The sequence below is a fragment of the Pseudomonas sp. NFX183 genome, from assembly GCF_047943075.1.
Taxonomy (GTDB): Bacteria; Pseudomonadota; Gammaproteobacteria; order Pseudomonadales; family Pseudomonadaceae; genus Aquipseudomonas.
The window spans coordinates 3155880-3167914 of record NZ_CP181333.1 but is presented as its reverse complement, the minus strand read 5'-3'; the positions used below and the strand labels follow the sequence as shown (position 1 = coordinate 3167914).

Annotated in this window: 9 protein-coding genes; all 9 read left to right on the top strand. The window is 60.9% G+C overall.

Going from position 1 to position 12035, the window contains the following annotated elements; all coding sequences use genetic code 11:
- Positions 1-14 precede the first annotated feature (14 nt).
- The 9 genes from ACM530_RS14730 (at position 15) to ACM530_RS14690 (ending at position 11953) form a co-directional block, all read left to right on the top strand.
- On the top strand, positions 15-1454 hold the full coding sequence (locus tag ACM530_RS14730) for a sigma-54-dependent transcriptional regulator (RefSeq protein WP_145162098.1): 1440 nt from the start codon (positions 15-17) through the stop codon (positions 1452-1454).
- 707 nt (positions 1455-2161) lie between these two features.
- Positions 2162-3565 carry a polynucleotide adenylyltransferase PcnB gene (locus tag ACM530_RS14725; RefSeq protein WP_145162099.1) on the top strand — a complete coding sequence of 468 codons (1404 nt, stop codon included), beginning with the start codon at positions 2162-2164 and terminating at the stop codon, positions 3563-3565.
- 2 nt (positions 3566-3567) lie between these two features.
- A complete protein-coding gene (gene folK, locus ACM530_RS14720; protein ID WP_416365039.1) occupies positions 3568-4053 on the top strand; it encodes a 2-amino-4-hydroxy-6-hydroxymethyldihydropteridine diphosphokinase in 486 nt (161 codons plus the stop codon).
- Positions 4054-4402: 349 nt separating this feature from the next.
- Positions 4403-5203, top strand: coding sequence for a 3-methyl-2-oxobutanoate hydroxymethyltransferase (panB, locus tag ACM530_RS14715; RefSeq protein WP_145162101.1), 801 nt, complete (start codon positions 4403-4405; stop codon positions 5201-5203).
- Entirely contained in the window at positions 5200-6051 is an 852-nt protein-coding gene (panC, locus tag ACM530_RS14710; protein ID WP_242200423.1) for a pantoate--beta-alanine ligase, read from the top strand. The genes panB and panC overlap by 4 nt, the downstream gene beginning before the upstream one ends.
- A 237-nt stretch (positions 6052-6288) precedes the next feature.
- A complete protein-coding gene (gene pgi / locus ACM530_RS14705; RefSeq protein ID WP_242200421.1) occupies positions 6289-7953 on the top strand; it encodes a glucose-6-phosphate isomerase in 1665 nt (554 codons plus the stop codon).
- Between the two features lie 105 nt (positions 7954-8058).
- A complete protein-coding gene (gene acs, locus ACM530_RS14700) occupies positions 8059-9996 on the top strand; it encodes an acetate--CoA ligase (RefSeq protein WP_416365038.1) in 1938 nt (645 codons plus the stop codon).
- 16 nt (positions 9997-10012) lie between these two features.
- A complete protein-coding gene (locus ACM530_RS14695) occupies positions 10013-10882 on the top strand; it encodes an oxygenase MpaB family protein (protein ID WP_145162109.1) in 870 nt (289 codons plus the stop codon).
- 54 nt (positions 10883-10936) lie between these two features.
- Positions 10937-11953: a class I SAM-dependent rRNA methyltransferase gene (locus tag ACM530_RS14690; protein WP_416365037.1), complete on the top strand. Its 1017-nt coding sequence runs from the start codon at positions 10937-10939 to the stop codon at positions 11951-11953.
- The last annotated feature ends 82 nt before the right edge of the window (positions 11954-12035 follow it).

Genomic DNA, 12035 nt, shown 5'->3' with positions numbered 1-12035 from the left:
AGAGAATTGAATCAATGCCGCACATTTTGATCGTCGAAGACGAAACAATTATCCGCTCTGCCTTGCGTCGCCTGCTTGAACGTAATCAGTATCAGGTCAGCGAAGCCGGCTCGGTGCAGGAAGCCCAAGAGCGATTCAGCATTCCCACGTTCGACCTGATTGTCAGCGACCTGCGTTTGCCGGGCGCGCCAGGCACCGAGCTGATCAAGCTTGGCCAGGGCACGCCGGTGCTGATCATGACCAGTTACGCCAGCCTGCGTTCGGCGGTGGACTCGATGAAGATGGGCGCGGTGGATTACATCGCCAAGCCTTTCGACCACGACGAAATGCTGCAGGCCGTGGCCCGCATTCTGCGCGACCGTCAGTCGGCCAGCAGCGCGCCCGCCGAACAGCGCCCCGCCGGCAAGACCGCGAGCGGTGCGGACAAGCCGGGCGTCAATAACAGTAATGGCGAAATCGGCATTATCGGCTCCTGCCCACCGATGCAGGACCTGTACAGCAAGATTCGCAAAGTCGCGCCCACCGACTCCAATGTATTGATTCAGGGCGAGTCGGGCACCGGTAAAGAACTGGTCGCACGCGCGCTGCACAACCTGTCCAAGCGCGCCAAGGCGCCGATGATTTCGGTGAACTGTGCGGCGATCCCTGAATCGCTGATTGAGTCCGAACTGTTCGGCCACGAAAAAGGCGCGTTTACCGGCGCCAGCGCCGGGCGTGCGGGCCTGGTCGAAGCGGCGGACGGCGGCACCTTGTTCCTCGACGAAATCGGCGAACTGCCGCTGGAAGCCCAGGCGCGCTTGCTGCGCGTGTTGCAGGAAGGCGAAATTCGCCGCGTAGGTTCGGTGCAATCGCAAAAGGTCGATGTTCGCCTGATCGCAGCGACCCACCGCGACCTCAAGAGCCTGGCCAAGATCGGCCAGTTCCGTGAAGACTTGTATTACCGCCTGCACGTGATCGCCCTCAAGCTGCCGGCCCTGCGTGAGCGTGGCGCCGACGTCAACGAAATCGCCAGCGCCTTCCTGCTGCGCCAGAGCGCGCGGATCAACCGTACCGACCTCAAGTTTGCCCCGGACGCCGAGCAGGCGATTCGTCACTATTCGTGGCCGGGTAACGTGCGAGAGCTGGAGAACGCGGTCGAGCGCGCGGTGATTCTGTCGGAGAGCCCGGAGATTTCTGCCGAGCTGCTGGGCATCGACATCGAGTTGAGTGACCTGGAAGACGACGACTTCATCGGCCTGGCCCCACAACAGGGCGGCGGTAGCAATACCAGCCACGAGCCGACGGAAGATTTGTCACTGGAAGATTACTTCCAGCATTTCGTTCTTGAGCACCAGGACCACATGACCGAGACCGAGCTGGCGCGCAAGCTGGGCGTGAGCCGCAAGTGCCTGTGGGAACGGCGCCAGCGCCTGGGCATTCCGCGACGCAAGACCGGCGTGGCCAGCGAGAGTTGAGGGCGCGCCCCCACAGGTAACACCCTCAGATGTGAAAAAACTGTTACCGCTGAATTTTCACGTAACAAAAGCCGGGGCTTACGGTAACGAAGCCCCGGCTTTTTTTCGCCCCCGAAAACGCTGAAAGCGCCTCAACCCCCCGGTTTTGCTGGGCGGCACAAAAGTTGGCACGCACCCTGCTATATGCTTAGTACAAAAACAATAACAAGCTCAGTACCGACAATAAAAATAAGACGTATCGACTCACGCACAATAAAAACAACACGGCGGAGGCGCAGCTAACTGATTCTTTTGGAGAGGCGTTGCATTTGGGGCTTGCCCCGCAACCAGGCCGAGAACAACAAAAACTGCCCTAAGGCAGAGCCTGAACTGGTTGGATCGTAGATCAGCAACACAGCGACCAAAGCAATCCGTTTGCTCTTGACTCCGGATTGGGAGCGTCATGAAGGTGAAGCTTCATGGCGAGGGCGATCAACAAAAACAAGAAGCCCGAAATCAATAATAAAAATAGAGCACGCAACTACTTCTGGGGGAGCTTCGGCTCCCCTTGTAGTTTCCGGCATTTGACCGGTTCCCCTGTCTTTTAAGCTTATGGCGCAAGGCCTGCAGCTTGTTCCTACACCATCCCTCGACTAAATGCTAGAATCCCCGCCCATCATGCGGTCATTCTTCGTTATGGCCGAACATTCCTTCAAACAGTGCATCCCATGCTGAAGAAGTTGTTCCAGTCATTCCGTTCTCCCTTGCGTCGTACGCAACACATTCGCAGCACGCCTGAAGTGCTTAACAGCAATCAGCATTCATTGCAGCGTGCTCAATTCAGCCGCTATGCGGTGAACATCGTCGAACGTTTGCAGAACGCCGGCTACCAGGCTTATCTGGTGGGCGGCTGTGTACGTGACATGATGCTCAATATCACGCCCAAGGATTTCGACGTCGCCACCAGCGCCACGCCCGAGCAAGTGCGTGCCGAATTTCGCAACGCGCGAATCATCGGTCGCCGGTTCAAGTTGGTGCATATCCACTTCGGCCGCGAAATCATCGAGGTCGCCACGTTCCGCGCCGGCCATCCGCAAAACGATGAAGAGGAAGACACCAACCAGTCTTCCCGCAACGAGAGCGGCCGCATCCTGCGCGACAACGTCTATGGCACCCTGGAAGAAGACGCGCAACGCCGCGACTTCACCATCAACGCTTTGTATTACGACCCGGTCAGCGAGCGCATCCTCGATTACGCCAATGGCGTACACGACATTCGCAACAATCTGATCCGTTTGATCGGCGACCCGACGCAGCGCTACCAGGAAGACCCTGTGCGCATGCTGCGAGCCGTGCGTTTTGCCGCCAAGCTGAATTTCGGTATCGAGAAACACACGGCCGCGCCGATTCGCGACCTGGCGCCCATGCTGCGGGAAATTCCTTCGGCACGCCTGTTCGAAGAAGTGCTCAAGCTGTTCCTCTCGGGGTACGCCGCCGACACGTTCGAAATGCTCGTCGACCTGCAGTTGTTCGACCCACTGTTCCCGGCCAGCGCCGAGGCTCTGGAATACAACCCGACGTACACCCACACGCTGATCAGCGAAGCCTTGATCAATACCGACCTGCGAATCAAACAGAACAAACCGGTGACCCCGGCGTTCCTGTTTGCCGCCCTGTTGTGGCCGGCCCTGCCCAAACGCGTACTGCGCCTGCAGGACCGTGGCATGCCGCCGATTCCTGCCATGCAGGAAGCGGCGCACGAGCTGATCGCCGAGCAATGCCAACGCATCGCCATTCCGAAACGTTTCACCCTGCCGATCCGCGAGATCTGGGACATGCAGGAGCGCCTGCCACGGCGCAGCGGCAAACGCGCCGACCTGCTGCTGGACAACCCGCGCTTCCGCGCTGGCTACGACTTCCTGTTGCTGCGCGAAAGCGCCGGCGAGCAAACCGACGGCCTGGGCGAATGGTGGACCGACTACCAGGACGCCAACGACAGCCAGCGCCGCGACATGATTCGTGACCTTGGCAGCAAAGGCGATGGCGCCAGCGATGGGCCGAAGAAGCGTCGTCGCAGCTCCAGCAAGCGCAAACGCACGTCTGCCGATGCCTCGGGCGCTGCAGGCGAATAAACGTGGAACGTATCTACATCGGTATGGGCAGCAACCTCGCTGCCCCGGACCAGCAATTGCGCAGCGCCATTGCGGCGTTGGCGTTATTGCCAGGCACCGCCCTCGTCGGTGTGTCCGACTTCTATCAGAGTGACTCCCTGCTCCCCGGTCAGCCGCGCTATACCAATGCGGTCGCGGCCTTGGACAGCAGCCTTGCGCCACTAGCGCTGCTCGATGCACTGCAAGCCATCGAAAACGGCCAGGGCCGCGAACGTCTCGAGCGTTGGGGCCCGCGTACGCTGGATCTGGATATCCTGCTGTTTGGCGATCGCCTGATCGACGAGCCGCGCCTCAAAGTGCCTCACTACCAGCTGCACCTGCGCGCGTTCGTGCTGTACCCGCTGGCCGAACTGGCTCCCGCCGAGCTGCAACTGCCCGACGGCCGAACGCTCGCAGAGCTGTTGAAGGCCTGCCCGTTTGTCGGCCTGGAACGCCTCTCTACCGTCTGATGCAGCCCCTGTGGGAGCGAGCTTGCTCGCGAATGCGGTGAACCAGTACCCACCGCATTCGCGAGCAAGCCCGCTCCCACATTGATCTCGCAGGCCATCAAAAGCGGTCTTCTACGTGCTGAATCGCGTCAGTAACAGCGGTAACACCGCCATCGTAACAATGCGGTAACACATCCAATTGACTTCCCGAGTCCTCATCACGACTATAGGCGTCCCGCTGCCGCCAACACGGCGCTGAAGGGCGCAATCCAGGCCTTATAAGCACTGCTCTCAAGACAGTGCGCCTGTATAAACGAAGACTCACGCGCGTTACTCGCTGTTTCCAAGCGCCTGAACGAGGACCCTTTTCATGCCAGACATTACCCTGACCACCTTGCAGAGCCTCAAGCTCAAAGGTGAAAAAATCACCATGCTGACGTGCTACGACGCCACCTTCGCCCACGCCAGTTGCCAGGCCGGTGTTGAAGTGCTGTTGATAGGCGACTCGCTGGGCATGGTTCTTCAAGGGAATGACAGCACCCTGCCCGTCACCACCGATGAACTCGCCTACCACACCGCCAGCGTCAAGCGCGGTAACGATGGCGCTTTCATCATCGCCGACCTGCCGTTCATGGGCTACGCCACGCTGGAACAGACCTTTCAGAACGCCGGCAAACTGATGCAGGCCGGCGCGCACATGATCAAGGTCGAAGGCGCCGTATGGCTGGCCGAGTCGATCCGCCTGCTGGCCGAGCGCGGTGTGCCGGTGTGCGTGCACATGGGCCTGACGCCACAGTCAGTGAACATCCTCGGCGGTTACAAGGTACAAGGCCGCAATGAAGCCCAGGCGCGTCAGATGCGCGCGGATGCCATCGCCCTGGAACAAGCCGGTGCCGCGATGATCCTGCTCGAATGCGTGCCGAGCGAATTGGCGGCAGAGATCACCCAGGCAGTCAAAGTGCCGGTAATCGGCATCGGCGCGGGCTCTGCCACAGACGGCCAGGTTCTGGTCTTGCATGACATGCTCGGCCTGTCGCTGACCGGGCGGGCACCCAAGTTCGTGAAAAACTTCATGGCAGGTAAAGACAGCATCCAGGCCGCGTTGAGCGCTTACGTCGACGAAGTCAAAGCCGTTACTTTCCCAGGCGCCGAACACGGATTCTCTGCATGAACACCGTTAAAACCGTACGAGAACTGCGCGCTGCAGTCGCCCACGCGCGCAGCGCCGGCAAGCGCATTGGCTTTGTGCCCACCATGGGCAACCTGCACAGCGGCCACGCCACCCTCGTGACCAAGGCCGCCCAGCAATCGGATTTCGTGGTGGCGAGTATCTTCGTCAACCCGTTGCAGTTCGGTGCCGGCGAAGACCTGGACAAATACCCGCGCACCCTGGCTGCCGATCAGGAAAAACTGCTGCAAGCCGGTTGCAACCTGCTGTTCGCGCCCACCGTCGAAGAAATGTACCCCGGCGGCATGACCGGCCAGACCCGCGTCAGCGTCCCGCAACTGTCCGAAGGCCTCTGCGGCGCCAGCCGCCCCGGGCACTTCGAAGGTGTCGCGACGGTGGTCAGCAAGCTGTTCAACATGGTCCAGCCGGATATGGCCGTGTTTGGCCAGAAGGACTATCAGCAACTGGCAGTGATTCGCGCCATGGTGCATGACCTGAACATGCCCATCCAGATCATCGGCGAGCCCACCGTGCGTGCCGCTGACGGTCTCGCGCTGTCCTCGCGCAACGGCTACCTCAGCGAAGAGCAACGCGCCATCGCGCCGGTGCTGTACCGCAGCCTCAGCCAGATTGCCGCCGCCATCAAAGGCGGCGACCACGATTTCGCCAAGCTGCGTGCCGAGCAGATCCAGCAGATCGAAGCGGCCGGATTGCGCATGGATTACCTGGAAGTGCGCCAAGGTGTGCACCTGCGTCCCGCCACGCCAGAGGATCGCGATGTAGTGATCCTGGTGGCCGCGTACTTGGGCGCCACACGCCTGATCGACAACCTGCACCTGACCCTGGCCTGACCCCGCTTTTTCTCCCTCAAAAAAGCGCGCTTGTTGCCCTCCCCGCTGTGCCGGTATAAAAAAGTACCGGCTACAGCGCAGACAAAGCCAAGACATATCGACACGCTAGGTTTAATGTAAACGCCCTGTGCCATTGTTGGCGCTGACCGGAACCCAACGCCTGATGAAAGACTGGACGTTCCGGATTTAGAAGTGTCCTAAAGGCAAGTCCCCGTAATAAAAAGGAAACCCGCAGCGATGGCGTATTACCGCACTCCTCATGACGTTACCGCTCTGCCCGCTTGGCAAGCGCTCGATAAACATCGCCAAGCCATGCAGGATTTCAGCATGCGCGACGCATTCAATGCCGATCCCCAGCGCTTTTCCCAATTCACCTTGAGCAGCTGCGGGCTTTTCCTCGATTACTCGAAAAACCTCATCACTGCCCAAACGCGCGCCTTGCTTGTCGACCTGGCCAATGAAGTCGGCCTTAAAGACGCGATCAACGCGCTCTACGCTGGCGAGCCGGTCAACTCCTCCGAAGGCCGTCCGGCCCTGCACACCGCACTGCGTCGCCCGGTTGGCGACAAGTTGTCGGTCAACGGCGTGAACATCATGCCGGACGTGCACAAGGTGCTGAACCAGATCACCGACCTGGTCGGCCGCATCCATGATGGCCTGTGGCGCGGTTACACCGAGAAGCCGATCACCGACGTGGTGAACATCGGCATCGGCGGCTCGTTCCTGGGCCCGGAGCTGGTCTCCGAAGCGCTGTTGTCCTACGCCCACAAAGGTGTGCGCTGCCACTACCTGGCGAACATTGACGGCAGCGAGTTCCACGAGCTGACCCAGAAGCTGCGCGCCGAGACCACGCTGTTTATCGTCTCGTCAAAATCCTTCAACACCCTGGAAACCCTGAAAAACGCCCAGGCCGCCCGCGCCTGGTACCTGGCCCAGGGTGGCTCGGAAGCCGAGCTGTATCGCCACTTCATCGCCGTCTCAAGCAACAACGCCGCGGCCGTGGCCTTCGGTATCCGCGAAGAAAACATCTTCCCGATGTGGGACTGGGTGGGCGGGCGTTACTCGCTGTGGTCGGCCATCGGCTTGCCGATTGCCCTGGCGATCGGCATGTCCAACTTCAAGGAACTGCTGTCCGGTGCCTACACCATGGACCAGCATTTCCAGAACGCCCCATTCGAAGCCAACATGCCCGTGCTGCTGGGTCTGCTGGGCGTGTGGTACGGCAATTTCTGGGGTGCGCAGAGCCACGCGATCCTGCCGTACGACCACTACCTGCGCAACATCACCAAACACTTGCAACAGTTGGACATGGAATCCAACGGCAAGAGTGTGCGCCAGGACGGTACGCCAGTGTCCACCGATACCGGCCCGGTCATCTGGGGCGGCGTAGGGTGCAACGGCCAGCACGCCTACCACCAGTTGCTGCACCAGGGGACCCAATTGATTCCGGCCGACTTCATTGTGCCGATTGTCAGCTTCAACCCGGTGTCCGACCACCATCAGTGGCTGTACGCCAACTGCCTGTCGCAAAGCCAGGCACTGATGCTCGGCAAGACCCGCAGCGAAGCCGAAGCCGAGTTGCGTGAGAAAGGCGTTGCCGAAGCCGAAGTGCAGAAGCTGGCCCCGCACAAGGTGATCCCGGGCAACCGTCCGAGCAACACCATTGTGGTTGAACGCATCAGCCCGCGCCGCCTGGGCGCACTGGTGGCTATGTATGAACACAAAGTGTTTGTACAAAGCGTGGTCTGGGGTATCAACGCCTTCGACCAATGGGGCGTGGAGTTGGGCAAAGAGCTGGGCAAAGGCGTGTATAACCGTCTGACCGGCGCCGAAGAAACCTCGGCCGAGGATGCTTCGACCCAAGGCCTGATCAACTACTTCCGCGGTCGTCACCGCGGCTGAAGCCGGTAAACCAAGGCCAACGTCCGTTTGGACGTTGGCCTTGAACCCTCCCTCCACTGCGTGCATCTTTATGACTTGTCGCCAAAACAAGAATAAGGACCGCTCATGTTCGATATCAGCACATTCCCCAACGCCGATGCCGTCCGCCAGGCCGCGCAGCTCAGTCAAGCCGACTACCAGCGCCTCTATCGCCAATCCATCGAGCAACCCGACACTTTTTGGGCAGAACAGGCCAACAGCTTTCTCGACTGGATCAAACCCTGGCACACCGTCCAGCATTCAGACATTCACACCGGCGCCGCCCAATGGTTTGCCGGCGGCCAACTGAACGTCAGCTACAACTGCATCGACCGTCACTTGGCGCAACGCGCCGACCAGCCTGCCTTCATCTGGGAAGGCGATGATCCGACACGGTCTGCAAAAATCACCTACCGCCAGCTCCATCAAAACGTCAGCCGCCTGGCCAATGTGTTGAAAAGCCGTGGCGTGAAAAAAGGCGACCGCGTGTGCATCTACATGCCGATGATCCCGGAAGCCGCTTACGCAATGCTGGCCTGCACACGCATTGGCGCGGTGCACTCGGTGGTTTTTGGCGGGTTCTCACCGGACGCCCTGCGTGACCGTATTCTCGACGCCGACTGCCGCACCGTGATCACCGCCGATGAAGGCGTGCGCGGCGGTAAACCGGTGGCGCTGAAAAAGAACGTCGACAAGGCCCTGGCCAGCTGCCCGAACGTCAGCACAGTGCTGGTGGTGGAGCGTACCGGCGCTGACCTTGCCTGGCACGAAGGCCGCGACCTCAAGTACCAGCAAGCGCTGGATGCCGCCAGCGACGACTGCCCGCCCGAGCCCATGGACGCCGAAGACCCGCTGTTCATCCTCTACACCTCCGGCAGCACCGGCAAACCCAAAGGCGTGCTGCACACAACCGGCGGCTACCTGCTGCAAGCGGCGATGACCTTCAAGTACGTGCTCGACTACCGCGACGGCGAAGTGTTCTGGTGCACCGCCGACGTGGGTTGGGTGACCGGCCACAGCTACATCGTGTACGGCCCGCTGGCCAATGGCGCCACTTCGCTGATGTTCGAAGGCGTGCCGAGCTACCCGGACAGCTCGCGCTTCTGGCAAGTGATCGACAAACATCAGGTGAACATCTTCTACACCGCGCCCACCGCCCTGCGCGCCCTGATGCGTGAGGGTCATGGGCCACTGGAGAATACCTCCCGCGCCAGCCTGCGCCTGCTGGGCAGTGTCGGCGAACCGATCAACCCCGAAGCCTGGGACTGGTACTTCAACGCCGTCGGTGAACAACGCTGCCCGATTGTCGATACGTGGTGGCAGACCGAAACCGGCGGCATCATGCTCAGCCCCCTGGTCAGCGCCCAGCGGATCAAACCCGGCTGCGCAACCCAGCCGATGTTTGGCGTGCAGCCGGTGCTGTTGGATGAGCAAGGCAAGCCAATCAAAGGCGCCGGCAGTGGCGTGCTGGCGATCAAGGCCAGTTGGCCTGGGCAGATTCGCAGCGTCTACGGCGACCCGCAGCGCATGATCGACACCTATTTCAAACCCTACCCTGGCTACTACTTCACGGGCGACGGCGCACGCCGCGATGAAGACGGCGACTACTGGATCACCGGGCGCATCGACGATGTGATCAACGTGTCCGGCCACCGCATCGGCACTGCCGAGGTGGAAAGCGCGCTGGTGCTGCATGACCAAGTGGCCGAAGCCGCCGTGGTGGGCTATCCCCACGACGTCAAAGGCCAGGGAATTTATGCCTTTGTCACGCCCATGAATGGCGTTGAACCCAGCGATGCGTTGAAGAAAAACCTGCTTGAGCTGGTCAGCAAGGAAATCGGCAGCTTTGCCAAGCCGGAACTGATCCAATGGGCGCCGGCCTTGCCGAAAACCCGCTCCGGCAAGATCATGCGGCGGATTCTGCGCAAAATCGCCTGCAACGAACTGGACAGCCTGGGTGACACCTCGACCCTGGCCGACCCCAGCGTTGTGGATGGCCTGATCGACAAACGCCTGAACCGCTAGGAACCCTCGAGTCGCCATGGAATTTATCCGCAGCCGTATTGAAACCCAGCTGATGAGCCTCACCGGCCTGTCGCTGGGCCAGCTGGACCTGGAAAACCCCAAGGGCGATCCAGGCCTGTTCGGGCCGGACTCGATCAGTTGGCAAGTCCATGGCGATTTCAGCAGCATGTTGATTGGTGGCATCAGCGCCTTGATGCTGCAAGCCTTGCACCCGTTGGCCCTCGCGGGTGTGTGGGACCACTCGAATTTTCGCCAGGACATGCTCGGGCGTTTGCGGCGCACCTCGCAGTTCATTTCCGGAACCACGTTCGGCTCGCGCAAAGACGCCGAATGGCTGATCGAAAAAGTGCGCACCATTCACCTGCAAGTGACGGGGCACGCCCCGGACGGGCGACCTTACGCGGCCAGCGATCCGGCGTTGCTGACGTGGGTGCATGTGGCGGAGGTCAGCAACTTCCTCGCGGCCCACCTGCGTTACTGCAACCCGCGCCTTTCGGGTCGGGATCAGGACCGCTACTACAGTGAAATTGCGTTGGTGGCCGAACGCTTGGGCGCGCGGCATGTTCCGCGTTCACGGCAGGAAATTTCGGATTACCTGGCGCGCATTCGTCCGCAACTGCTGTGCGACGAGCGCAGCCGCGAAGTATTGCGTCTGCTGCTCAATGCACCGTCACCCAGCACGCTGGCCAAACCTTTTGGTGCGCTGATGATGCAGGCCGGGATCGACTTGCTGCCCGACTGGGCGAGCAGCCTGCTCGAGCAACACCAAAGCCCGCTGCAACGGCAAATGATCCGCGCCGGGGTCAAGCGCAGTGCGCCGTTGCTGCGCTGGGCGATGCGCAATGGCTCGGTGCAGCGTGCCCATCGGCGGATGGGGTTGATGTAGGCCGGCGCCTATAGCTGTTAAACTCCGCGCCCCATTTACAGCAAGGCGCGCTCCATGACTCCCTTGAATCAGGCGCTGCGCGCCGCCCTCGATTACCGCCAAGACCTGATCCACGAGTTGCATGCCCAAGGCACTGACTGCTACCGCTTGTTTCATGGCAGCCAGGAAGGCGCCGGCGGCCTGACTATCGACCGTTACGGCCCACAGTTGCTGGTGCAGAGTTTCCACCAATCCCTGGAAACAGCCGACCTTTTGGAACTGCACCAGCTGATCAACCAGTTCATGGGCCTGGAATTGCTGCTGGTCTACAACGACCGCTCCCGTGGCAACTCGCGGGTCGACCGTGAAGACACGGTGTACCGCGCCGAGCCCGCCGCGCTGGTAGACCTGGTGGGCCACGAATGGGGCCTCAATTATCGTGTGCGTGGGCGCCATGCCGGGCAAGACCCGCTGCTGTTCCTGGACCTGCGCAACACCCGCGGCTGGGTCAAGGCGCACAGCGCCGGCAAGAGCGTGCTCAACCTGTTCGCCTACACCTGCGGCGTCGGCCTGAGCGCGGCGGCCGGTGGCGCGCGTGAGGTGTGCAACCTGGACTTCGCCGAGGGCAACCTGGCGGTCGGTCGCGAAAACGGCCTGCTCAACCCACAATTGCCAACCATGCAATTCGTGCAGTCCGACTACTTCCCGGCGATTCGCCAACTGGCGGGCTTGCCGATCACTCAACGTCGCGGGCAGAAACTGCCGAGCTATCCACGCTTGGAGCAGCGCCAATATGACCTGGTATTGCTCGACCCACCGGCATGGGCCAAGAGCGCCTTTGGCACCGTTGACCTGTTGCGTGACTACCAAAGCCTGCTCAAGCCTGCGCTGCTCGCGACGGCCGACAATGGCGTGCTGATCTGCTGCAACAATTTGGCGAAAGTCAGCATGGATGACTGGCGCGAACAGGTGCTGCGTTGCGCTGAGAAAGCCGGTCGCCCGGTACGCGACTGGCAAATCATGACACCGGGTGCCGACTTCCCTTCCCAGGACCAGCAGCCACCGTTGAAAACCCTCATCCTGCAGTTGTAGTACTTTTCCCAAGCGGCCCGGTGCTTCGGAACCGAAATCCCGTGCCATACTCCAAGGCACTCCTGTTCGACATAGATGGCGT